The sequence below is a fragment of the Streptomyces camponoticapitis genome (assembly GCF_014646115.1).
In the GTDB taxonomy this organism is placed as follows: domain Bacteria; phylum Actinomycetota; class Actinomycetes; order Streptomycetales; family Streptomycetaceae; genus Streptomyces; species Streptomyces camponoticapitis.
Map to the genome: position 1 here is coordinate 167,100 of NZ_BMMV01000011.1, position 23,536 is coordinate 190,635.

At 72.6% G+C, this 23,536-nt stretch carries 21 protein-coding genes; 7 read left to right on the top strand and 14 right to left on the bottom strand.

The features are described from left to right. Positions 1-10 precede the first annotated feature (10 nt). The 3 genes from IEY79_RS18785 to IEY79_RS18795 all read right to left on the bottom strand — a co-directional run bounded on the left by IEY79_RS18785 (position 11) and on the right by IEY79_RS18795 (position 3,033). Entirely contained in the window at positions 11-625 is a 615-nt protein-coding gene (locus tag IEY79_RS18785) for a response regulator (protein WP_229700962.1), read from the bottom strand. A gap of 35 nt (positions 626-660) precedes the next feature. Continuing rightward, positions 661-2,034 (bottom strand): sensor histidine kinase, encoded by a 1,374-nt coding sequence (locus IEY79_RS18790; protein ID WP_189108672.1) that lies wholly within the window; start codon positions 2,032-2,034, stop codon positions 661-663. A gap of 228 nt (positions 2,035-2,262) precedes the next feature. Further along, complete coding sequence (locus IEY79_RS18795) at positions 2,263-3,033, bottom strand: IclR family transcriptional regulator (protein WP_189108673.1); 771 nt, start codon at positions 3,031-3,033, stop codon at positions 2,263-2,265. 150 nt (positions 3,034-3,183) lie between these two features. Here IEY79_RS18795 and IEY79_RS18800 point away from each other — a divergent pair, with 150 nt between their 5' ends. From IEY79_RS18800 to IEY79_RS18815, 4 genes are all read left to right on the top strand, one after another. Further along, on the top strand, positions 3,184-4,728 hold the full coding sequence (locus tag IEY79_RS18800; protein WP_189108674.1) for an aldehyde dehydrogenase (NADP(+)): 1,545 nt from the start codon (positions 3,184-3,186) through the stop codon (positions 4,726-4,728). A 237-nt stretch (positions 4,729-4,965) separates the two neighbouring features. Continuing rightward, the gene (locus IEY79_RS18805; RefSeq protein WP_189108675.1) at positions 4,966-6,975 is read left to right on the top strand and encodes an elongation factor G; all 2,010 of its coding nucleotides are present in this window, start codon (positions 4,966-4,968) and stop codon (positions 6,973-6,975) included. A 98-nt stretch (positions 6,976-7,073) separates the two neighbouring features. Further along, complete coding sequence (locus IEY79_RS18810) at positions 7,074-7,808, top strand: DsbA family oxidoreductase (protein ID WP_189108676.1); 735 nt, start codon at positions 7,074-7,076, stop codon at positions 7,806-7,808. Between the two features lie 69 nt (positions 7,809-7,877). After that, the gene (locus IEY79_RS18815; RefSeq protein WP_189108677.1) at positions 7,878-8,927 is read left to right on the top strand and encodes an aminotransferase class V-fold PLP-dependent enzyme; all 1,050 of its coding nucleotides are present in this window, start codon (positions 7,878-7,880) and stop codon (positions 8,925-8,927) included. Between the two features lie 70 nt (positions 8,928-8,997). Here IEY79_RS18815 and thpD read toward each other — a convergent pair whose 3' ends face one another. The 5 genes from thpD to IEY79_RS18840 form a co-directional block, all read right to left on the bottom strand. Next, positions 8,998-9,894 (bottom strand): ectoine hydroxylase, encoded by an 897-nt coding sequence (gene thpD, locus IEY79_RS18820; protein ID WP_189108678.1) that lies wholly within the window; start codon positions 9,892-9,894, stop codon positions 8,998-9,000. Between the two features lie 6 nt (positions 9,895-9,900). Then, complete coding sequence (locus IEY79_RS18825) at positions 9,901-10,299, bottom strand: ectoine synthase (RefSeq protein WP_189108679.1); 399 nt, start codon at positions 10,297-10,299, stop codon at positions 9,901-9,903. A 114-nt stretch (positions 10,300-10,413) separates the two neighbouring features. After that, the gene (gene ectB / locus IEY79_RS18830) at positions 10,414-11,682 is read right to left on the bottom strand and encodes a diaminobutyrate--2-oxoglutarate transaminase (RefSeq protein WP_189108680.1); all 1,269 of its coding nucleotides are present in this window, start codon (positions 11,680-11,682) and stop codon (positions 10,414-10,416) included. A gap of 59 nt (positions 11,683-11,741) precedes the next feature. Beyond that, entirely contained in the window at positions 11,742-12,293 is a 552-nt protein-coding gene (gene ectA / locus IEY79_RS18835; RefSeq protein ID WP_189108681.1) for a diaminobutyrate acetyltransferase, read from the bottom strand. Between the two features lie 324 nt (positions 12,294-12,617). Continuing rightward, positions 12,618-13,730 (bottom strand): pyridoxal-phosphate-dependent aminotransferase family protein, encoded by a 1,113-nt coding sequence (locus IEY79_RS18840; RefSeq protein WP_189108682.1) that lies wholly within the window; start codon positions 13,728-13,730, stop codon positions 12,618-12,620. A 116-nt stretch (positions 13,731-13,846) separates the two neighbouring features. Here IEY79_RS18840 and IEY79_RS18845 point away from each other — a divergent pair, with 116 nt between their 5' ends. Together IEY79_RS18845 and IEY79_RS18850 are read left to right on the top strand one after the other, a co-directional pair. Then, a complete protein-coding gene (locus tag IEY79_RS18845) occupies positions 13,847-14,938 on the top strand; it encodes an amidohydrolase family protein (RefSeq protein WP_189108683.1) in 1,092 nt (363 codons plus the stop codon). 249 nt (positions 14,939-15,187) lie between these two features. After that, positions 15,188-16,114, top strand: a complete 927-nt coding sequence (locus IEY79_RS18850; protein ID WP_373292576.1) for an SCO1860 family LAETG-anchored protein — start codon at positions 15,188-15,190, stop codon at positions 16,112-16,114. A gap of 63 nt (positions 16,115-16,177) precedes the next feature. Here the strand turns inward: IEY79_RS18850 and cobC are convergent, their stop codons facing one another. The 6 genes from cobC to cobM are packed head-to-tail and all read right to left on the bottom strand — an operon-like array spanning position 16,178 to position 22,663. Continuing rightward, positions 16,178-17,269, bottom strand: a complete 1,092-nt coding sequence (cobC, locus tag IEY79_RS18855; RefSeq protein WP_189108685.1) for an Rv2231c family histidinol phosphate aminotransferase CobC — start codon at positions 17,267-17,269, stop codon at positions 16,178-16,180. Continuing rightward, positions 17,253-18,203, bottom strand: a complete 951-nt coding sequence (locus IEY79_RS18860) for a sirohydrochlorin chelatase (RefSeq protein ID WP_189108686.1) — start codon at positions 18,201-18,203, stop codon at positions 17,253-17,255. The genes cobC and IEY79_RS18860 overlap by 17 nt, the downstream gene beginning before the upstream one ends. After that, positions 18,200-18,838: a precorrin-8X methylmutase gene (locus tag IEY79_RS18865; protein WP_189108687.1), complete on the bottom strand. Its 639-nt coding sequence runs from the start codon at positions 18,836-18,838 to the stop codon at positions 18,200-18,202. The genes IEY79_RS18860 and IEY79_RS18865 overlap by 4 nt, the downstream gene beginning before the upstream one ends. Continuing rightward, positions 18,835-20,559: a precorrin-3B C(17)-methyltransferase gene (gene cobJ / locus IEY79_RS18870; RefSeq protein WP_189108688.1), complete on the bottom strand. Its 1,725-nt coding sequence runs from the start codon at positions 20,557-20,559 to the stop codon at positions 18,835-18,837. Before cobJ ends, IEY79_RS18865 begins: the two co-directional genes overlap by 4 nt. Continuing rightward, positions 20,556-21,839, bottom strand: a complete 1,284-nt coding sequence (gene cbiE, locus IEY79_RS18875) for a precorrin-6y C5,15-methyltransferase (decarboxylating) subunit CbiE (RefSeq protein WP_189108689.1) — start codon at positions 21,837-21,839, stop codon at positions 20,556-20,558. The genes cobJ and cbiE overlap by 4 nt, the downstream gene beginning before the upstream one ends. Then, a complete protein-coding gene (gene cobM / locus IEY79_RS18880) occupies positions 21,836-22,663 on the bottom strand; it encodes a precorrin-4 C(11)-methyltransferase (protein WP_189108690.1) in 828 nt (275 codons plus the stop codon). Before cobM ends, cbiE begins: the two co-directional genes overlap by 4 nt. Positions 22,664-22,755: 92 nt before the next feature. On the opposite strand from cobM, the gene IEY79_RS18885 reads away from it, so the two are divergent. Next, positions 22,756-23,520, top strand: a complete 765-nt coding sequence (locus IEY79_RS18885) for a ZIP family metal transporter (RefSeq protein WP_189108691.1) — start codon at positions 22,756-22,758, stop codon at positions 23,518-23,520. The last annotated feature ends 16 nt before the right edge of the window (positions 23,521-23,536 follow it).

Genomic DNA, 23,536 nt, shown 5'->3' on the forward strand with positions numbered 1-23,536 from the left:
GGCGGGGGCGTCACCGAGGGCTGATGAACCCCGACTCGTACGCCGCGATCACCGCCTGCGTACGGTCCCTGACACCCGTCTTCGCGAGCACCCCCGCCACATGGGACTTCACCGTCGCCGGACCGACGCCGAGCCGTCCGGCGATCTCCGCGTTCGTCAGCCCCGTCGCCATCAGCCGCAGCACGTCCGCCTCGCGCTCCGTCAGCCGGCGCGCCCAGGGCGGCGCCGCGGGCTGTCCGCGGGCGTACCGCGCCGCCAGCCCCCGCACCGCGGCCGGGAAGAGCAGCGAATCGCTCCGCGCCACCAGCCGGACCGCCTGGACGAGGTCCTCGGCCGCCGCCCGCTTCAGCAGGAATCCGGAGGCGCCGACGCGCAGCGCGTCGTACACGTAGCTGTCGTTCTCGAAGGTCGTCACCACCACCACGCGCGGCCCCGGTCCGCCGTCGCCCAGGATCCGCTCGGTCGCGCGGATGCCGTCGATCTCCGGCATCCGGACGTCCATCAGCACGACGTCCGGGCGGACCGCGCGCACGACGGAGACCGCCTCCGTGCCGGTCGCCGCCTCGCCGACGACCGACATGTCCGGCTCGGCCTCCAGGATGACGCGCAGCGCCGTACGGACCATCCGCTCGTCGTCGGCGAGCACCACCCGGATCCCGTTCACCGGCGGGTCCTCAGGGAGCCGCCGTCGGCGGGCAGTGGGAGGGTGACGGCCAGCCGCCACAGCGGGCCGTCCGGCCCTGCCTCCGCGTGCCCGCCGAGCAGTGTGGCGCGCTCGGCGACGCCGCGCAGTCCGCGCCCGCCCCCGGGCCGTACGACGACCGGCTGTACGACGGGCTGTACGACGGGCTCCGGGGCGGCCTGTCCGACCGGCGCCGGTGCGGCGCCCGGCAGCGGATTCTCCATCGATATCTCCAACTTCTCGGTGCTCAGGGCGACATGGAGCGTGACGGGCGCGGCCCCGCCGTGCCGCAGGGCGTTGCTCAGCCCTTCCTGGACGATGCGGTACGCCTCGCGCGACACCGGCTCGGGCACCGCCGCCGTGCCGCGGTCGCCCGCGACGGTCAGGGTGACGGGCACGCCGCAGCGGGCCAGCAGTCCCTCCAGCGCGTCGAGCGTCGGCCCCGACGCGGCGCCCCCGTCCGCGTCCGGATCGTCGTCCTGGCGCAACAGGCCCAGCACGGAGTCCAGTTCACCCACCGTGCGCCGGGTGGTCTCCTCGATCGCGGTCAGCGCCTCCCGTACGAACTCCATGTCCTTCGGCGCGTCGCTGTCCAGGATCCGGCGCGCCGCGCCCGCCTGGAGGGTCACCGCGCTCAGCGCGTGGCCGACCGAGTCGTGCAACTCGCGGGCGAGCCTGTTGCGTACGGCGAGATCCGCCGCGCGGCGTTCCGCGGCGGCCAGCCGGTCGGACGGCGTGGGCCCGAGCAGCACGGGCGCCAGGCGGGCCAGCAGCGCGGCCGAGGCCGCCGCGCACGCGGCCAGCGCGACGAGCGACAGAATCCCGGCGAGCGGCGCGAGAGGGACGACCCAGCCGTGGCCGAAGACACGGGGCATCCCCAGCCGGGACTCCCGCAGCTCCGACGACAGCGGCAGCACCATCAGTGCCACCGCGAACGGCGGCAGCGCCAGCGACATACCGCTGATGATCCCGCCGAGCCCGACATGCAGGGTGAACCAGCCGGCCGTACGCGCCCTGGCCGCGCGCGAGCGGGCGGGTCCATCGGCCAGCGAGCCCTCCGCGATCCCGCACAGCGCCCGCGCCGCCGCCACCGACAGCGGCCGTACGACAGGGAACAGCGCGCTCGCCGCGGCGAGCGGCAGAGCGGCCGCGTACGCGCCGAACTGGAGCCCGAGGGAGTTGGAGAACATCGCGTCGGCGTCGAGGAGCGGGCCGACGATCACGGTGCCGAGCAGCCAATACGGCATCAGCAGCGCGCCGCCGAGGATCAGATGCGTCCAGCGCAGCCGCGCCCGTCCGCCGACGAGGGGGCGCAGGAGTGCCGCGGCCGACCGCCGGATCAGCGCCTTCATGCCGCGCGGCGCCGCGGGACGGACACGAAACCGCTGAGCGGCGGGAACCCGGCGACCATCGGCACAGCGTAGGTCAGCACCGCCGGCCCGGCGGCCCGCCGGCCGGGATCCGTGGGGAGTCGGGCCTTCATGCCCCCCACGCTTCCGGCCCCCGGTCCGAAGCACCTCCCGCTCGGCGACGATCCCCCTCCGCCGCACGGGGGAGACCGGCCGTACCGAAGTGCGCGGTCAGAGCCTGCGGGTGGCCAGCGTCAGCCGGTCGCGCGCGTCGAACAGCGCGTCCTTGATCATCTGCTCGTGCGCGGGCGTGAGCCGCGCCACCGGCACCGAGCAGCTGATCGCGTCCCGCGCGGGGGTCCGGTACGGGATCGCGATGCCGAAGCAGCGCAGCCCGAGGGTGTTCTCCTCACGGTCCACGGCGTACCCCTGCTCGCGGATCGTGTTCAGCTCCTCGATGAGCTTCTCGCGGTCGGTGATCGTGTGCTCGGTCAGTGCCGACATCGTCTCCGGCAGCATCTTTCGGACCTGCTCGTCGCTGTGTGTCGCGAGCAGCGCCTTGCCGAGCGAGGTGGAGTGCGCGGGCAGCCGGCGGCCGACGCGGGTGAAGGGCCGCAGATAGTGCTGCGACTGGCGGGTGGCGAGATAGACGACGCTCGTGCCGTCGAGCCGCGCCAGGTGGATCGTCTCCGTCGTGTCGTCGGAGAGCCGGTCCAGGGTGGGGCGGGCGGCGGCCACCACCTCGTCACCGTCGATGTACGACGTGCCGACGAGCAGGGCCCGGACGCCGATGCCGTACCGCGTGCCCGTCGCGTCGGTCTCCACCCAGCCCAGCTCCACCAGGGTCCGCAGCAGCATGTAGAGACTGGACTTCGGGTAGCCGACCGCTTCCTGCACCGAAGCGAGGGAGTGCATCCCGGGGCGGCCGGCGAAGTACTCCAGCAATTCCACCGTCCGTACAGCGGACTTGACTTGTGCTCCACCCGTTTCCGCAGCCGACATTGTCCCTCGCCCCTATCTTGACCACTCTTGACCACACAGAACGCACAGAAATAGAGTCCCCTTGGATTCATCATCAGGAACTTTGTTCAGAATACCGAACAGCGCCTCGGTGATGACAGTGGACGACACAGGAATTGGAAGGAAGCCGCGGTGGCAGCAGTACCAGTCTGGAGTGTCGACCCCCGAACCGGGAAGCCGCGTGAGCAGGTCGCGGTCGAGGCCACGGCCGAGGAGGTCGACCGCGCTGTGGGCCGCGCGCACGCCGCCCGGCCCGCGCTCGCCGACCGTACCGCGCGTGCGGCGCTTCTGCGTACGGCGGCGGATCTCCTCGACGAGTCGGGGGCGTACGCCATCGAGGCGGCGGACGCCGAGACCGCGCTGGGACCGGTCCGGCTCACCGGTGAACTCGCGCGTACGACCGCCCAGTTGAGGGCCTTCGCGGATGTCGTCGACGAGGGCGCGTTCCTCGACATACGGATCGACCACGCCGACGGCGACCGTACGCCGCCCTGGCCCGACCTGCGGCGCTGGAAGGTGCCGCTCGGCGTCGTCGCCGTCTACTCGGCCAGCAACTTCCCGTTCGCCTTCTCCGTCCCCGGCGGCGACACCGCGAGCGCGCTCGCGGCAGGCTGCCCGGTGGTCGTCAAGGCGCACCCCGACCACCCCGCCACCTCCGAGATCTGCGCCGCCACCCTGCGCAGGGCGGCGGCGCAGGTCGGCCTGCCCGAGGACGTGGTGGTCCTGGTCCACGGCTTCGAGGCCGGTGTGGAGCTGGTGAAGCACCCGCTGGTCGCCGGGGCCGGCTTCACCGGTTCGGTACGCGGCGGACGGGCCCTCTTCGACGCGGCGGCGGCCCGGCCCACCCCGATCCCCTTCCACGGCGAACTCGGCTCGCTCAACCCCGTCGTGATCACCGAGGCGGCGGCGGCCGAGCGCCCCGAGCAGCTCGGCGCCGGACTGGCCGGGTCGATGACGCTCGGCGAGGGCCAGTTCTGCACCAAGCCCGGCTTCGTGCTGGTCCCGGAGGGCGACGCGGGCGACAGTCTGCTCAAGTCGCTCACGACGGCAGTCAGCGAGACCGAGCCCGGCGTGATGCTCGACCACCGGATGCGGGACGCGTTCGTCGCGGGCGTACGCGAGCGGGCCGAACTGCCCGACGTGGCATCCCCGATCACCCCCGGCGCCGGCGGCGACCACACCGTCAGCGCGGGCTATCTGACCGTACCGGCGCGGCGCCTGGCCGCCGACGGGCCGCACGATCTGCTCCTGGAGGAGTGCTTCGGCCCGGTGACGGTCGTCGCCCGCTACGGCTCCGACGCCGAGATCGGTGCCGTCCTCGGCCGCCTCCCCGGCAACCTCACCGCCACGCTGCACCTCGCCGACGGCGAGGCCGAGGACGCGGACTCCGGCGCCGCGCGGCTGCTCGCCGACCTGACGCCGCTCGCCGGGCGCGTCCTCGTCAACGGCTGGCCCACCGGCGTCGCCGTCGCCCCCGCGCAGCAGCACGGCGGTCCCTACCCGGCGTCCACCTCCACGTCGACCTCCGTCGGCGCCACGGCGATCGAGCGCTGGCTGCGGCCCGTCACCTACCAGTCCACGCCCGCCGCGCTGCTCCCGCGGGAGCTGCGCGACGACAACCCGGCGGGGCTGCCGCGCCGGGTGGACGGCCGCGCGGAGCCCGCGACCGCCTCGTAGACCAGCGGAACCCGGGCAGGCGCCCGAGACCCCCGGCCCCAGCGGCCGAGACCCCCGACACACCCGGTAAATCGCTTGCCGGGCGGTCGGGGGTTTGCTGTACTCCCCGACGTCAAGCCGAGCGGCCGAGCCGCTCCGCCGTCGAGCCCGACACCACCCCAGGAGCCGTCATGCGCCGAGCGTCACTGTCCATCCAGCGGAAGGGAACCCCTGCCTATTCAAAGGACATGACGCTTAGTGAGTACGCTCAACCTGGGAATCCTGGCGCACGTCGACGCCGGTAAGACCAGCCTGACTGAGCGGCTGCTGCACGCCGCCGGAGTCATCGACGAGATCGGCCGTGTCGACGACGGGAACACGCAGACCGATTCCCTGGCACTCGAACGCCAACGCGGCATCACCATCAAGTCCGCCGTCGTCTCGTTCGCCATCGACGACGTCACCGTCAATCTCATCGACACCCCAGGACACCCGGATTTCATCGCCGAGGTGGAGAGAGTCCTGAGTGTGCTCGACGGCGCCGTCCTGGTCGTCTCGGCCGTCGAGGGTGTCCAGGCGCAGACGCGCGTCCTGATGCGGACGCTGCGCAGGCTGCGCGTCCCCACGCTCGTCTTCGTGAACAAGATCGACCGTGCCGGTGCCCGCCACGACGGCCTCCTGCGTGATCTCGCCGCGAAGCTCACACCCGCGGTCGTCCCGATGGGATCGGTACGCCGACTCGGCACGCGCGGCGCCGACTTCATTCCGTACGGGGCGACGGACCCGGCCTTCTCCCCGACCGGCCAGCTGGCCGAGCGACTGGCCGAACAGGACGACGCCTTCCTCGCGGCGTACGTCGAGGACCCGGCCCGCCTCTCGTACGACAGGCTCCGCCGCGAACTGGCCGCGCGGACCGGGCGGGCGCTGATCCATCCGGTGTATTTCGGCTCGGCCGTGTCGGGCGCGGGAGTGGACACGCTCACCGGCGCCATCAGGGAACTGCTGCCCGTCACGGCGGGCGACGAACGGGGTCCGGCGTCGGGCTCGGTCTTCAAGGTCGAGCGCGGCTCGGCCGGCGAGAAGATCGCGTACGTACGGATGTTCTCCGGCGCCCTGCGGGTACGCGACCGGCTGCCGGTCGGGGACGGCGCCGAGGGCAGGGTCACCGCGATCAACGTCTTCGAGGACGGCTCGTCGGTGCGCCGCGCCTCCGTCGGCGCGGGCCGGATCGGCAAGCTCTGGGGGCTCGGTGACATCCGGATCGGCGACGTGATCGGCGACCCGGCCGCCGCCACCGCCGCCCGCCGCCACTTCTCCCCGCCGACGCTGGAGACCGTCGTCGTCCCCGGCGACCGGGCCGACAAGGGCGCGCTGCACGCCGCGCTCACCCAACTGGCCGAGCAGGACCCGCTGATCAATCTGCGGCAGGACGAGATCCGGGGGGAGATCTCGGTCTCGCTCTACGGCGAGGTGCAGAAAGAGGTCATCCAGGCGACGCTCGCCGACGAATACGGCGTCGACGTCACCTTCCATGAGACGACGACGATCTGTGTCGAAAGGCTCGCCGGAACGGGAAACGCGGCGGAGGTCATGGGAAAGGAACCCAATCCGTTCCTCGCGACCGTCGGACTGCGGGTCGAACCCGCGCCGCCCGGCAGCGGCGTGGAATTCCGGCTGGAGGTCGAACTCGGTTCCATGCCCTACGCGTTCATGAAAGCCATCGAGGACACCGTGCGGCTCACCCTGCGCGAGGGGCTGTACGGGTGGGCGGTCCCCGACTGCGTCGTCGTGCTGACCCGCTGCGGCTACGCGCCCCGGCAGAGTCACGCCCACGCCACGTTCGACAAGAGCATGTCGAGCACCGGCGGTGACTTCCGGCTGCTGACCCCGCTGGTGCTGATGGCCGCGCTGAAGGACGCGGGCACGGTCGTGTGCGAACCGATGCACCACTTCCGCCTCGATGTACCGGCCGACACGTTCGGAGTGGTCCTGCCCGCTCTCGCCCGGCGGCGGGCCGTGCCGCACACACCGTCGGTGCGCGGGACGTCGTATGTGGTGGAGGGCGAGATTCCGGCGGCCCAGGTGCACGCCCTCGAACAACAGCTGCCGACACTCACGAGCGGCGAGGGGGTCCTGGAGGCGTCCTTCGACCACCACCAGCCCGTCCAGGGCCCGCCCCCGGTCCGCTCCCGTACCGACCACGACCCGCTCAACCGGAAGGAGTACCTGCTCAGCGTCGTGCGCCGGGTCTCGGCCGGGGCGCGGTGAGACGGCCGGGACAGCCGGGAATGGGACGTGTGTCCGACGGGTTGCGGTAGGAGCGGAGGGAGGCTCCGCACCGACCTGCCCTGGAGAGAAGCAGACACATGCGCGTGGAGATCTGGAGCGACATCGCCTGTCCCTGGTGCTACATCGGCAAGGCCCGGTTCGAGAAGGGACTCGAATCCTTCGAGCACCGGGCCGACGTCGAGGTGGTGCACCGTTCCTTCGAGCTCGACCCCGGGCACGCCAAGGACGACGTCGCTCCCGTGGTCGACATGATCGCCGCCAAGTTCGGCCGCTCCCGGCAGGAAGCCCTCGCCATGGAGGAGCAGGTGGCCTCGCACGCGCGCTCCGAAGGGCTCGGCTACCGCGTCGGCGACCGGGACCACGGCAACACCTTCGACATCCACCGGCTGCTCCATCTGGCCAAGGCACGCGGCCGGCAGGACGAGCTGCTGAGCGTGCTCTACCGGGCGAACTTCGCCGAGGAGCGCTCCGTCTACGACCTGGAGACGCTGGTCGATCTCGCCGTGGAGGCGGGCCTCGACGAGGCCGAGACGCGGGTGCTCCTCGCGGACGAGGACGCGTTCGCCGACGAGGTACGGGCCGATGAACGGGAGGCCGCCGAACTCGGCGCGACCGGCGTGCCCTTCTTCGTCCTCGACCGCCGCTACGGTGTCTCCGGCGGCCAGCCCGCCGAGGTCTTCACCCAGGCGCTGGAACAGGCGTGGCAGGGACGTGCGATCACGCCGGTCGGAGGCGTCACGGGGGACGACCCGGCCGCCACTTGCGACGCGGACGGCTCCTGCGAGATCCCGGGGTCCCACACCCATCCATAAGGATCCCTTGGGCCTTCCCCTGGGGAAGGCGTGATTGACTGAGAGGGGCGGGGGTCCCAGGGTGAGGTCATGAACAGTCTGGGAGGCTCCGAGTTCGAGCCCGCGACGACGTATCTGAACACCTCCACCTGCGGTCTGCTCCCGCGCCGGGCCGTCGAGGCGGTACAGGCGCTGGCCGCCGAGAACGGCACCGGGGCAGGGGACGGCGGGGGCAGTTTCGACTCGGTGGACGCCGCCCGTGCCTCGTTCGCCCGCCTCGTGGGGGTTCCCGCCGGGCGCGTGGCCGTCGGGGGCTCCGTGGCGGTCCATGTCGGTCTGATCGCGGCCTCGGTGCCGCCGGGCAGCGAAGTCCTCATGGCCGAGGGCGAGTTCAGCTCCGTCGTCACCCCGTTCGCCGTACGCGGTGATCTCAAGCCGCGATACGTGCCGCTGGAGTCGCTGGCCGGCGAAGTCCGGCCGGAGACCGCGCTGGTGGCCGTCTCGGCCGTCCAGTCCGGCGACGGCCGTATCGCCGATCTGCCTGCGGTACGGGCCGCGGCCGCGGCGCACGGCGCCCGTACGCTTCTCGACTGCACCCAGGCGGCGGGCTGGCTGCCCGTGGACGCGGGGGCGTACGACTACACGGTCACCGGTGGCTACAAGTTCCTGGTGAGCCCGCGCGGCACCTCGTTCCTGACCGTCACCGAGGAGGCGCAGGAGAGCCTGGTGCCCATCCACGCGGGATGGGTCTCGGGCGAGTCCATCTGGGCCAGCACGTACGGCCCGGTCGAGCAACTGGCCCACTCCGCCCGCCGGTTCGACGAGCCGACGGCGTTCCTCGCGTACCACGGCGCCGAACAGTCCCTGGCCGTGCTGGAGGAGGTCGGCGTCGAGCGGATCCACACCCATGTCACCGCGCTCGCCGACCGCTTCCGGGCCGGCCTGGCCTCCCTCGGACACGAGCCGGTCGCCGCCCCCGGCTCCACCGTCGTGGCCGTCCCCGGCCTCGGCGACCTGCATCCCCGGCTGGTGGCGGCGGGCGTGAAGGTGGCCGTCCGCGCGGGCAATCTGCGCGCCGCCTTCCATCTGTACAACTCCACGGCGGACGTGGACCGCGCGCTCGACGTCCTCGCGGGCTGAGCACCGGGTCCCACCCATGGGTGCGGGGCCGGTCGTGACGACCGGCCCCGCACCTTCCGCGAAGGCGGACTCAGCGGACCGGCGTGAAGTCCCTGGAGCCGATGAACGACGGCCGCGGGGCGGGCGCCGCGAACGGCTCGACCGCCGCGTTCTCCACGCTGTTGAAGACGATGAAGACGTTGCTGCGCGGGAACGGGGTGATGTTGTCGCCCGAGCCGTGCATGCAGTTGCAGTCGAACCACGTCGCCGAACCGGCCTTGCCCGTGAAGAGCTTGATGCCGTGCTCCGAGGCGAGGGCGGTGAGCGCCTGGTCCGAGGGCGTCCCCGCGTCCTGCATCTTCAGCGACTGCTTGTAGTTGTCCTTCGGCGTCTCGCCCGCGCAGCCCAGGAAGGTCTTGTGCGACCCGGGCATGATCATCAGGCCGCCGTTGGTGTCGAAGTTCTCGGTCAGCGCGATCGACACGGAGATGGTCCGCATGTTCGGCAGACCGTCCTCGGCGTGCCACGTCTCGAAGTCCGAGTGCCAGTAGAAGCCCGAGGCGCCGAAGCCCGGCTTCACGTTGATACGGGACTGGTGGACGTACACGTCCGAGCCGAGGATCTGCCGGGCCCGGCCCACCACACGCTCGTCGCGCACCAGACCGGCGAAGAGCTCACTGATCTTGTGGACCTCGAACACCGACCGTACGTCCTGGGACTTGGGCTCGATGATCGAGCGCTCGTCGGACCGGACAGCCGGGTCGGTGACCAGCCGGTCGAGCTCGGCGCGGTAGAGCGCCACCTCGTCGGCGCCGATCAGCTGGTCGACGCTGAGGAATCCGTCCCGCTCCAGCCCCTGGAGCTCGCCAGGAGTGACCGGGCCGGGGGTGCCGGGGGGTGACCAGACGACGGGGTCCTGACGCGGGGTGGTCACCTCACCCACGCCACGGGTCGGGTACAGGTCGGTGCGTGCAGGGGCGGTGGTCATGGTCGTTCAGCCCTCCTCGGTCAGCAGCGGGTATACGCCGTTCTCGTCGTGGTCCTCCCGCCCTGTCACCGGCGGGTTGAAGACGCAGACACAGCGGAAGTCGGTCTTCGGACGGAGCGTGTGCTTCTCGTGGCCGTCGAGCAGGTACATCGTGCCGGGGACGATCCAGTGCGTCTCGCCCGTGTCGTCGTTGGTGAGTTCGGCCTCGCCCTCCACGCACAGCACCGCCTCAATGTGGTTCGCGTACCACATCGGTGTCTCGGTACCCGCGTAGAGCACGGTCTCGTGCAGGGAGAAGCCGACCTTCTCCTTGGCAAGCACCAGGCGCTTGCTCTCCCAGGTGCCCGACGCCGATTTCACGTGGCGGTCGGTGTTCTCGATGTCCTTCAACGATGAGACGATCACGGTGACTGGGACCCTTCTGTGCTGCGGCGTGCTGCTGTGCTGTGCCGCGTTGTCTTGTTCGGGTGCCCCCCTGGGGCCCGGGTCAGACCCGGGCCCCAGGGGTGACCTTCGCGGTCAGGCGGTCTCTCGTACGGCGCGGGCCAGCGTGCGCAGGCCCTCGTCCAGTTCCTCGGGCGTGACGGTCAGCGCGGGAAGCAGTTTCACGACCTCGCTCTCCGGGCCGGAGGTCTCCAGGAGGAGCCCCAGTTCGAAGGCGCGGCGGCAGATCGCGCCGGCCCGCTGCTTGTCCTCGAACTCCATGCCCCAGACGAGGCCACGGCCGCGGAAGCTCACACTGTCGGGCGCGCACTCCTCGACTATGGCCAGCAGTGCGCGTTCGACCTGCTCGCCGCGCGCCAGGGTCTGCTTCTCCATCTGGCCGTCGGCCCAGTAGGTGTTGAGCGCGGCGGCGGCGGTCACGAAGGCGGGGTTGTTGCCGCGGAACGTGCCGTTGTGCTCGCCGGGCTCCCAGATGTCCAGCTCCGGCTTGAAGAGCGTCAGCGCCATCGGCATGCCGTAGCCGCTGATGGACTTCGACAGCGTGACGATGTCCGGGGTGATGCCGGCCTCCTCGAAGGAGAAGAACCCGCCGGTGCGTCCGCAGCCCATCTGGATGTCGTCGACGATGAGCAGCATGTCCTGGCGCTCGCACAGATCGGCGAGCGCGCGCAGCCACTCGGCGCGGGCGACGTTGATGCCGCCCTCGCCCTGCACCGTCTCGACGATGACGGCGGCGGGCTTGTTGAGCCCGGAGCCCTGGTCGCCGAGCAGCCGCTCGAACCAGAGGAAGTCCGGGACCTGGCCGTCGAAGTAGTTGTCGAACGGCATCGGGGTGCCGTGGACCAGCGGGATGCCCGCTCCGGCGCGCTTGAACGCGTTGCCGGTGACGGCGAGCGAGCCCAGCGACATGCCGTGGAAGGCGTTGGTGAAGGAGACGATCGACTCGCGGTTCTTCACCTTGCGGGCCAGTTTGAGTGCCGACTCGACGGCGTTGGTGCCCGTGGGGCCCGGGAACATCACCTTGTACGGCAGGTCACGGGGCCGCAGCACCACACTCTGGAACGACTCCAGGAAGGCGCGTTTCGCGGTGGTCGCCATGTCCAGGCCGTGGGTGATGCCGTCGCGCTCGATGTAGTCGATCAGCGCCCGTTTCAGTACGGGGTTGTTGTGCCCGTAGTTGAGAGAACCGGCGCCGGCGAAGAAGTCGAGGTAGCTGTGACCGTCCTCGTCGGTGAGACGGCTGCCCTGCGCGCGGTCGAACACGGCCGGCCAGCCGCGGCAGTAGCTCCGTACCTCGGATTCGAGGGTCTCGAAGACACTCAGGACGGGCGGGGTGATGGTCATAGCAGTCTCCTGAAGGGTGGGGGAGAGAGGAGTGAGGGATTGGGGGAGTGGCGCTCTGCTCAGGTCGTGAGCGGGCCGATCCGGTACAGCACCTCGGGCTGGTGTCCCTCGTCGGGGAAGAGCTCCCCGTCGAAGAGCACTTCGCGCTCCAGGGTCGCGCCATGACGCTCGGAGAAGGCGTGGAACATGCGGTCCGACGCCGTGTTGTCGGGGGTGACGGTCGTCTCGACAGAGGTGATCCCCTGCTCCTCGGTGACCCGTCCGACGAGTGAGTCGAGCAGGGTGCCCGCGAGGCCCTTGCCCCGGTGGGCGCTGTCGACGGCCACCTGCCAGACGACCAGGGCCTCCGGCCTCTCGGGCCTGATGTAGCCCGTGGCGAAGGCGATGGGGGCCCCGTCGGCTCCGGAGGAGGTGTCGCGGGCCACGACCGAGGTCGCGGCGAAGTCACGACACCACAGCAGATAGCTGTACGAGGAGTTCAGGTCGAGCACCTCGGAATCGCGTGCGATGCGCCAGATCGCGGCCCCGTCCTCCACTCGTGGGGCGTCGATCCGGAGGGATCGCGTGAATTCGCTTCGGACACCTGCAAGGTCTGCTTGGACGGCAGTCATGTCTATTGAATTTACCGAGCGGATTCGGAAATCGCATCGTCGGCAGGGGTTGGGCGGCGACCCGATCTGTGTTATCACGCGGGCGCGTGCGCCACGGTGACGGGTAGGGGGTATGGGGTGGTTTGACCAGGAGGTACCGGGCAAGACGGGCGCGCTTGTGTACTCGGTCACATATGCGTAACGCTCTCGACCCCTGTCGGAATTACGCCCTCGCCGTTGTTGAAACCTTGGCGTTTAGGATCAAAAAAAGCGGGCAGACGAATACGGGAAGCTGTGCGGAGAAGAATGTATTCCCGTATTCTCGAATTAACGCTTCCTTTGTTTTCAGGATGCGATTGCGGGCCAACTGTCGGATACTGCCTTCTCGGCCGCCGCGGGATCGATATCGGCGCCCGCGGCCCTCAGCGCGGCGCCCAGTGCGGCGAGCGACGAGCGCACCGCTCGCTGGGTGGCGTCGGAGCCGTAGTGGTTGACCCGGATCATCTCCTTCGCCAGCGCCCCGCCCCCGGCGATCAGGGGCACCGAGGGATCGGCGGCCAGGGCGTCGGCGACCAGCGCGGCGGCGTCGATCCCGGTGGGGGTGCGCAGCGTGGTCGCGACCGGCGCGGCGTCCCGCGCGGAGTACACGTACGGCTCAATTCCACCGCCGAGTGCGAGCGCGCCCGATCGGGTGGCCGAGGCCGCCGAGGCATGTGCCGCCATTCGGGTGGCGAGCCCCTCTTCCTCGATGCGTTCCAGGCAGGCGTCCAGGGCCAGCATCTCCAGCTGGGCCGGGGCGTGCGGCAGAGCGGCACGGCCGGTGTCGATCCAGCGCTCCTTCCAGTCGAGGAGCGAGAGGTACGAGCGGCGCGGCGCCCCCGGATTCGCGGCCAGCCGCTCCCAGGCGCGGGCGCTGACCGACACCGCGGAGACCCCGGCGGGGCCGCCCATGGCCTTCTGCGCGCCGATCACGCACAGGTCGACGCCCCAGGCGTCGGGCAGCAGCGGCTCGGCCGCGACGGACGCGACGGCGTCCAGCATGAACAGGGCCCCGTGGGCGCGGACGACCTCGCCGATCTCGGCCACGGGGTTGGTGTTTCCGGTGGCCGCCTCCGCGTGCACCAGCGACACGAAGTCGATCTCCGGGTGCTCGGCCAGCGCGCGCTCGACCTGCTCGGCGGTCGCCGCGCCGTGGAAGGGCACCTGAAGGTCCACGACCGTGGCACCGCATTCGCGGAGCCAGTTGCCGAAGGTCCGGCCGTACGGACCGGTGACGACGTTCAGCGCGGTCGAGCCGGGGCGGGCGCCGCCGCGGACGCAGCCCTCCAGGGGAAGCAGCGCCTCACCCTGCATGATCACCACGTCCTGCTCGGTGTCGAGCAGGGCGGCGACCCGTCGCTCGACGGCCGCGAAGTGGGCGGGGGTGAGGGGCGTCAGATCCAGCAGGGGGTGGGTCACGGCGGTGTGCTCTCTTCGGGTCGGTCGGTGGGCGGTCGGGGCGGGTCGGTCGTCGCTCGAACGGTGTTCGGACACTCCCTCGTCGAGAGTACTCAGCGCCTCGTAAAGTTCGGCCCATGAGTGATCGCGCGGTGCTGCATGTGAAGGGGCGGGTGCTCGTCGGTCCCGACGACGTCAGGGACGAGCTGTGGGTGGTGGACGGGCGGACCACCTATGAACGCCCGTCCGGCGCGCGTGACATCCGGACGGTCGCGGGCTGGGCCGTGCCGGGCCTGGTCGACGCCCACTGCCATGTGGGTCTGGACACCCGGGGCCCGGTGGACGAGGCGACGAGCGAGAAGCAGGCGCTCGCCGACCGGGACGCGGGCACGCTGCTGCTGCGCGACGCGGGGTCGCCGTCCGACACCCGCTGGATCGACGACCGTGACGATCTGCCGAAGATCATCAGGGCGGGCCGGCACATCGCGCGCACCCGCCGCTACATCCGTAACTTCGCCCACGAGGTCGAGCCCGGCGACCTCGTCGCGCTCGTCGCCCAGGAGGCCCGGCGCGGCGACGGCTGGGTCAAGCTCGTCGGCGACTGGATCGACCGTGAGGCCGGGGACCTGACCGCGTGCTGGCCGCGCGGCGACGTCGAGGCGGCGATCGCGGAGGCGCACCGGCTCGGCGCCCGCGTGACGGCTCACTGCTTCGCGGAGGTCGCGCTGCGCGACCTCGTCGAGGCGGGGATCGACTGCGTCGAGCACGCGACGGGGCTCACCGGCGACCTGATCCCGCTCTTCGCCGAGCGCGGCGTCGCGATCGTCCCCACGCTGGTCAACATCGCCACGTTCCCGGATCTCGCCGCGGGCGCCGAGACCAAGTTCCCGCGCTGGTCGGCCCATATGCGGCGGCTGCACGAACGCCGTTACGACACGGTGCGCGACGCGTACGACGCGGGCATCCCGGTCTTCGTCGGCACGGACGCGGGCGGTTCCCTGGCGCACGGTCTGGTGGCCGACGAGGTCGCGGAGTTGGTGAAAGCCGGTATTCCGCCGCTGGAGGCGGTATCGGCGACCGCGTGGAGTGCGAGGGCCTGGCTGGGGCGTCCGGGCCTTGAGGAGGGCGCTCCGGCCGATCTGGTGGTGCTGGACGGGGACCCGAGGGTGGATGTGCGGGTGCTGGCGGCGCCGCGGCGGATCGTGCTCAACGGGCGCGTCGTGGGCTGACGTTCGGCGCGCCCCTGCCGGAACGGCCGGGTGCGCGACCGTGCGTCCTCCGTGTGGGTGGCCGGGAGGAACGCCCGTACCCGCAGATTCGAACGTGGACACGGAAACCCCACTTTGGAGTGAACTCACCGCAGGTGTCCGCCAGTTCACTCTCGGTGCGTAAGGATTCCGGTGTCTCGGTCGCCGCCGCCCATGTGTCCCCGTGCCGGCCGGTCGGCGACGTCAAATCTCTGTGGGGGTTCCACCATCTTGAACAGCAATGTCTTCCGCATGCCCGCACGCCGCTCCGCCGCACTGGCCGCAGCCGCGGCCCTGGTCGCGGCGCCCGTCGTGCTCGCCGCCCCGGCGCAGGCCACCGGAGGAACCGGAGCGACCTCGGGAAAGGGCAAGGCGGGCGCGGTCGTTCTGCGGACCGCCCTCGACGTGTCCCTGCTCAACAAGTCGGTCGAGGTGCCCCTGCGGGCGTCGCTCAACGAGGTGCGGGCCCCGGCCGACGCCGACAGGACCGCGCTGACCGTCGAACTCGACGGGGTCGACAAGGGCAGGCCCTTCACCCTGCTGCGCGCCGACGCCGCGACCGCGCGGGCGACCGCCGACGACCGCAAGGCCGAGGGTTACGCCGACATCGCCCGCGCCAAGGTCCATGTCCCCGGGCTGCCGCTGCTGTCGCTCATCGAGGTCCAGGAGGTCACCTCCAAGGCGGTCTGCGAGGTCGGGAAGAAGCCCGTCGCCGAGTCCAACCTGCTCGGCTCCGTCACCGTCCTCGGTAAGAAGGTCACGCTGACAGCGGGCGGGCCCACCCGCGTCGAGGTGCCGGGCGTCGGCGAGGTGACGCTCGACCTGTCGAAGACGCGGACCACGTCCCGTACCGCCGCCGCGACCGCGCTCGGACTGCGGGTGGCGGTGAATCCGCTCAAGCTGAACGTCGCCGACGTCCAGGGCACCCTCACGCTCGCCGAGGCGACCTGTGAGGCACCCGCCGAGCCGGTGGAGCAGGAGCGCCCGGAGCCGGAGAAGGAGGGTGTCGAACCGCAGACGGCCTCGGAGCCGGCCCCCGAGAACCTCGCCGAGACGGGAGGCAGTTCGACGACGCCGTATCTGGTGGGCGGGGCGGTGCTGCTGCTCGCCGTGGGCGGCGGCGCGATGCTGCTGGTGCGCGGGCGCGACAGGAGCTGACGGGGCGCGGTCGTCGGACCGGCCCGGGCCCGTCCGACGACCCGTCCCGTAGGCGTGCGCCGCTCAGGCGCGGACCGCCGACAGGGCGAGGCCGAGCGCCCGGAGGAAGCGGTCCGTCGTCTCCCGGTCCCGCACCGCGAGCCGCAGCCACCGCGGCCCGAGCCCCGGGAACGTGTCACCGCGCCGCGCGGCGAAGCCCAGCGCGCGCAGCCGCTCCCGTACCGCGTCGGCCGAGTCCGTCGCCACGAGCACGAAGGGCCCCGCGGCCGGTTCCACGGCGCGTACGCCGTCGAACTCGGCCAGCCCGGCCAGCAGATGGGCCCGCTCCACCGCCTTGCGGCGCGCGGCGGCCTCGGCCTCCGCGAGCGCGGCGGGTGTCACGCACGCCTCGGCGGCGGCCAGCGCGGGCGTCGAGACCGGCCAGAGCGGCTGGGCCGCCGCGAGAGCCGCGACGGTCGCCGGATCGGCCAGTACGTAGCCGATCCGCAGACCGGCGAGCCCCCACGTCTTGGTCAGGCTGCGCAGCACCACGAGCCCGGGGACGTCGCCGCGCGCGGCCAGCGCCTCCGGCTCCCCGGGCACCGCGTCCATGAACGCCTCGTCCACGACCAGCGTCCGCCCCGGACGCGCCAGTCGAAGGAGGTCTTCGGCCGGATGCAGCACGGACGTCGGGTTCGTCGGATTGCCGACCACCACCAGATCCGCCTCCTCGGGGACGGCCGCCGGATCCAGCCGGAAGCCGTCACCGGCGTCGAGCAGCACGCGCCGTACGGTGTGCCCCGCGCCGGCCAGCGCCGCCTCCGGCTCCGTGAACTGCGGGTGCACCACGACCGGGTGGCGCGCGGGAAGCGCGCGGGCGAGCAGGACGAACGCCTCCGCGACACCCGCGGTCAGCAGCACCCGCTCCACCGGCAGCCCGTGGCGCGCGGCGACGGCGGCCCGTGCGGCGCGTCCGTCCGGGTAGGCAGCGAGGGTGGTGAGCGACGCGGCGATCCGCTCCCGCAGCCAGTCGGGGGGTGTGCCGGGGCGGACGTTGACCGCGAGGTCGGTCAGGTCCGCGCCGTCGTCCCGCACCTCGGCGTCGCCGTGGTGCCGCAGATCGTGGTGGGCGAGGCCGGGGGAGACGGGGTCGTCGGAGTCAGTGCGCGTGCGCATGACTGCCGTGTCCGCTGCCGTGCTGATGCCCGTGGCCGCCATGTCCGTGCCCGTCGTGCCCGTCGTCGTCGGGGTGGAAGTGCGGCTGCTGCGGCGCCCCCACCTTGTCCTCGAAACCGGGCAGCGCGATCCGGTAGACGCACGAGTCGCAGTTCATCCGCAGATCGCCCTGGACCGCCTCGCGATAGCGCTCCATGACCAGGTCCAGCAACTCCTCCGTGGGACCCACCACATCGGCCGAGGCCACCTCGGTCTCCGGATGCGCCGCCGCCCACTCCCGTGTCTGCCGCACGACCCGCTCCGGCAGGATCCCGGTGAACAGGAAGTACGGCAGGACCACGATCCGGCGCGCCCCGAGCCGTACGCAGCGGTCGAGCCCGCTCGGCACGTCCGGCGCCGCCAGTGACACGAAGGCCGTCTCCACGCCCGCGTAACCGCGCCCCTCCCAAAGAAGCCGCGCCGCCTTCAGTACCTCCGCGTTGGCGTCGGGGTCGGTCGAACCGCGCCCCACCAGCAGCACGGTCACCTCGGACCTGTCGCCGTCGAACCCCTCAAGGCCCGCCAGGGCCTCCTCCAGGCGCCGTTCGAGGACCGTGAGCAGCCCGGGGTGCGGGCCGAGCGGACGGCCGTAGGTGTACGAGATCCCCGGGTGGCGCTCCCGCTCGCGCCTGAGCGCGGCCGGTATGTCGCCCTTGGCGTGCCCGGCGGACACCAGCATCAGAGGGACGGCGGCGAACCGGGTGACACCCCGCTCGACGAGTTCGGCCACGGCGTCGCCGATGGGCGGCGCCGACAGCTCGATGAAGCCGCCCGCCACGGGCAGTTCGGGGTGCCGCCTGCCCAACTCCCGTACGAACTCCCGGAAGGCCTCGGCGCCCCCGGTGTCCCTGGTGCCGTGGCCGGCGATGAGCAGTGCGGGTCGGGGGGTGGTCACGCGTTCTCCTTGGCGAGGTGGTGCCGGGGTGGCTGATACGGGTGGTAGAGCAGGGCGTTGAGCGCCGCGGCGGCCACGGCGGAGCCGCCCTTCTCCGAGACGTTGCTCACCGCGGGCAGCCCGCTGTCGCGCAGCGCGGCTTTGGACTCGACGGCGCCGACGAAGCCGACCGGGAGCCCGATCACGAGCGCGGGCGCGGCGTCCAGGAGCAGCAGCTCCTCCAGCGCGGTGGGGGCGCAGCCGATCACCCAGAGCGCGCCGGGGCCGACCTCTTCGTACGCCAGGCGCACCGCGTGCGCGGAACGGGTGAGCCCCGGCCCGGACACGGCCTCCTCAAGACGGCAGACCGCGGTGCGGCGGGTGATGCCGGCGGCGACCATTTTTACGTCGGCGACGACCGGCGCGCCCGCGTGCAGCGCGCCGTGCGCGGCGGCCAACGCGGCCTCGTCGCAGACGAGATCGTCCAGATACGCCGGATCGGCCGCCGAGTGGATCACGCGCTCCACGACGGCGCGTGTGAGCGGCGCGAGGTGCGAGGTGTCGACGCGGGCGCGCAGCCTGCGGAACGACTCCTCCTCGATGGGATGGACGACTCGGGGACGGACGACTCGGTCCACAGCGGGGTCGAGGTTCATCGGGCTCCCTCCGACTGCCACCGGTAGCCCCGGGGCGTGACCATACGGCCCGCGATCTCACGCGTGGCCGTGTTGCCCACCGTCACCACCGTCATCATGTCCACCGTCGCCGGGTCGAGCCGGGCGAGCGTGGTGAGCCGGCTGGTGCCGTCGGGGCGGGACGCGTTGCGTACGACTCCGACAGGCGTCGTCGCCGTACGGTGCTCCGCCAACAGCTCCAGCGCCTTGGGCAGTTGCCAGTCCCGGCCCCGGCTGCGCGGATTGTAGAAGGTCACCACGATGTCGGCCTCGGCCGCCGCGCGGACGCGGCGTTCGATGACCTCCCACGGCGTGTGCAGGTCGGACAGGCTGATCGAGACGTGGTCGTGTCCCAGGGGCGCGCCGAGAATCGCGGCGGCGGCCAGCGCGGCCGTCACACCCGGTACGCCCACCACCTCGATGTCGTCGGCCGCCTCCGCGAGCGCGGGCGACGCCATCGCGTACACGCCCGCGTCGCCGCTGCCGATGAGGGCCACGGCATGGCCCGCCCGGGTCTCCGCCACCGCCGTACGGGCCCGCTCCTCCTCGTGGCCGAGCCCCGACTCGATGACGCGCGTGCCGGGCCGGAGGAGGTCCCTGATCTGGTCGACGTACTGGTCGAGCCCGACCAGCACCGACGCGCGCCGCAGTTCGGCCGTGGCGCGCGGAGTCAGCAGGTCCCGGGCGCCGGGCCCGAGCCCGACGACGGCGAGCCGCCCGCGCGGAGGCCTGCGCACGACGGCGCAGGTCGCCATCGCGGGCCGCCCCTCCGGGCTGGACTTCCGCTTCTGTACGAGGAGTTCACCGCCGCGCCCGGCGGTGAGCGCCGCGGCCTCGGCGACGGACGGGGTGCCGACGGCCGCGAGGGGCGCGTCGGACGGGTTGGGCACGGCGACCCCGGCCAGCACGCCGGCCGGATACGTCCTGACGGGCACCCCGAGCCTGCCGGCCGCCTCGACGATCCCCGGCTCGTCCGCCTTGGCGTCGACCGTGGCCAGCTCCGCGACGCTGAGCACCGACAGCCCGGCGTCCCGCAGGGCGTCCCGGACGACGTCGTACACCTCGTCGCCGCTCACGCCCCTGCCGGCGCCGACGCCGACGACCAGCGAGGGCGGGCGCAGGACGACGTCCGTCGGCCCGAGGGGCACGACCCGGTCGGTGAGGAGGAGGGTGGCGCCGCCCGGCGTCACGGTGTCCGCCCCGCCGCGCGTCACGTTCGGTGGCAGCGGTGGCAGCGGCCACACGGCGTCCGCCCGCAGCGCCACCGGCGCGCCGTCGAGCACCGCGCGCGTGACCGCCGCCAGGGCGCCCTCGACCGGCAGGCCCAGCGTGTCGAGGCCCGGGACGCCCGTGGCGTCCGTCGCCGTCGTGATCACCGGCGTGGCCGCCAGGACCGACGCGACCTCCGACGCCAGGGAGTTCGCCCCGCCGCCGTGGCCGCCGAGCAGTGACACCGCGTACCGCCCCGCCTCGTCGACACACACGACACCCGGGTCGGTCGTCTTGCCGGCGAGCAGCGGGGCCAGCAGCCGCACCGTCGCCCCCGTGGCGAGGAAGCACACCAACTGTTCGCACTCGGCGAACGCGCGCTCCACCGCCCGGCCCACCGGACCGTCGTAGACGCGCGTGCGGCCGGGCCAGGCCGTGGCCAGGCGGTCGCGGGCCGAGGCGCCCGCCGCCGTCGCGGAGATCAGGCCGATCACTGGGTCGCTCCTTGCAGGGGGTGGGGTTCCGGCGCGGCGGGGCGGTCGCCCCACAGCAGGAAGACAGGGTTCGTGGCCGCGAGACGGGTCACGTCGCCGGGCAGCGGCGCGAGCCGCGAGGAGTGCAGCAGTACGCCGCCGGTGGCGAACCCGGCGTCGGTCAGGGCCGCCCGCACCGCCGGCACCCGGTCCAGGGCGGCCACCGACACCACGACCGTCCGGCGCGCCCGGCGCGCGCACTCCGTGACGACGGCGGACAGTTCACGGCCGCCGCCACCGACGAACACGGCGTCCGGATCGGGCAGTCGGGACAGCGCCGCCGGGGCGGCACCGTGCACCGTCTGGACGTCGACGCCGTGCGCCAGCGCGTTGGCGCGGACGCGTTCGACACCGTCGGGCGACTTCTCCACCGCGATCGCCGCCGCGCCGAAGCGCGCGCACTCCACGGCCACCGAACCCGAGCCCGCGCCGACGTCCCACACCAGGTCGCCCGTCCTCGGCCCGAGCCTGGCCAGTGCCAGCGCACGCACCTCGAACTTGGTGATCATGGAGTCGCGGTGCGCGAACTCCTCCTCGCCGAGCGCCCAGCGCGCGGGCCCCGGGCCGCTACCGGCCAGCGTGCGCGGGACCGGGGCGTGCGCCCGCACCTCGTCCAGGCAGAGCACCACGGTGAGCGGCTCGGGCCACTCGCGGCCCGCCGCCTCGGCGGGGGACAGACGCTGGACCCGCTCGCCGTCCGGGTCGCCCAGCGCCGACGCGACGACGAGCGTGCGCGGCAGCCCGGTGCCCGCGAGAGCCGCGCCCAGTTCGGCCGGGCCCGCTCCGGGACCGGTCAGCACCCCCACCTTGGGATGCGCGCGGCAGACGTTGACCGCCGTACGGAGGTCGCGTCCGTGCGCGCTGACGACGACCGCGTCGTCCCACGGCAGGCCGATCCGGGCGAACGCCACGGCGACGGACGGGGCGGCGGGCCGTACGTCGAGAGCGCCGGCCCCGAAACGCCCGGCCAGCGCCCGTACGATCCCGAACAGCCCCGGGTCGCCCGAGGCCAGCACCACGGCACGCCCGGCGTCCGCACCGGCGTGGTGCCGAGCGATCACGTCCAGCGCGGGCGCCAGCGGCCCGAGCTCGACCCGTGGGATTCCTTCGGGCAGTCCGGCCACCGCCGCGGCCTCCTTGAGATGCCGCCGCCCGCCGACGACCAGCGTCGCCTCGGCCAGGGCCCGCAGGGAGTCCGCGGAGAGCGGTGTCCCCGTCCCCGTACCGATGACGGTGATCACCGTGCGGCGCCCCGGGTCCGCTCCTCGCGCAGAGCCTTGCGGGCGGCGGGATCGGCCCGCCGGAACCCGTGGAAGTGCCCGGGGTGGTAGAGGTGCGAGCGCGTTCCCGACGCGGACAGCGCCGGTCCGACCAGGAACAGGGTGTGCTTCCAGAGCTTGTGCTCCTTGACGGTCTCCTCCAGCGTGCCGATCGTGCAGCGCACGACGAGCTCCTCCGGCCAGGTCACCTGATGGGCGACGACGACCGGCGTCGAGGTCGGATAGCCGCCCTCCAGAAGCTCCTGCGTGAGCTGTCCCGACCGCGCGGCCGACAGGAACACCGCCATCGTCGTGCCGTGCCTGGCGAACTCCCGTACCTCCTCACCCGGCGGCATCGGCGTCTTGCCGCCGCCCAGCCGGGTCAGGATCACCGACTGCGCGATCTCCGGAATCGTCAGCTCCCGCCCAGCGACGGCGGCGACCGCCGAGAACGACGAGACGCCCGGCACGATCTCCACCTCCAGACCGAGCGCGTCGCAGCGGTCCACCTGCTCCTGCGTACCGCCCCACAGGGCCGGGTCCCCGGAGTGGATCCGGGCGACCTTCAGCCCCTCGCGCGCCGCCCGTTCGTACACGGCGACGACGTCCTCCAGAGACAGCGCCGCCGAATCGAGGATCTCGGCGCCCTCGCGCGCGTGGTCGAGCACCTCCTCCTGCACCAGGCTGGCCGCCCAGATGACGACGTCGGCCGCGGCGATGGCGCGCGCGGCGCGGAAGGTCAGCAGGTCGGCGGCGCCGGGGCCCGCGCCGACGAAGGTCACCTTGCCGGCGGTGTGATCGGTCATGAGCGGGGGTCCTCGCGGGTCAACGGGGCGGGGGAGCGGAAGGGGTGAACGTGGAGGTGCGGACCGGGGGTCCGATCGGCTAGCAAGGGCGCATGGCGGTGTTCGTCGCGCTCGGCGCGTTCCTCATGACGCTCTTCGGCGGCTGGACGGCGCAGCGCGTCACCGACCGCCGCCATCTGGTACTCGGTCTGGCCGGCGGGCTGATGCTCGGCGTGGTCGGTCTCGAACTGCTGCCGGAGGCCATGGACGCGGCGGGCGAGGACTTCCTGGGCGTCCACCGGGCGCTTCTGCTGTTCGTCGGCGGATTCCTCTTCGCACACGTCGTGGAGCGGCTGCTGGCCGTACGCAGGGCCGCACACGGCGCGGCGGACGCCGAGACCGCGCACGGCCACAGCGGCGGCGCCGGCCGGACCGACCGCGCGCCCGAGGTGGGCCTCACGGCGGCGTCCGCGATGGTGCTGCACAGCCTGATGGACGGCATCGCGCTCGGCGCCGCCTTCCAGGTCGGCGGCGGCATGGGCGCGACCGTCGCGCTCGCCGTCATCACCCACGACTTCGCCGACGGCTTCAACACGTACACCCTCACGAGCCTCTACGGGAACGACCGCCGCAGGGCGTTCACGATGCTCTTCGCCGACGCCGTCGCGCCCGTCGTCGGGGCGGCCTCCACGCTGCTGTTCACCCTTCCGGAGGAACTGGTCGGCAGCTATCTCGGGTTCTTCGGCGGCGCACTGCTGTATCTGGCCGCCGCCGAGATCCTGCCCGAGGCCCACCACGAACACCCGGCGCTGTCGACGCTGCTGTGCACCGTCGGCGGCGTGGGCTTCATCTGGCTGGTGGTGGCGCTGGCCAACTGACCCGCGTCGGCGGGCG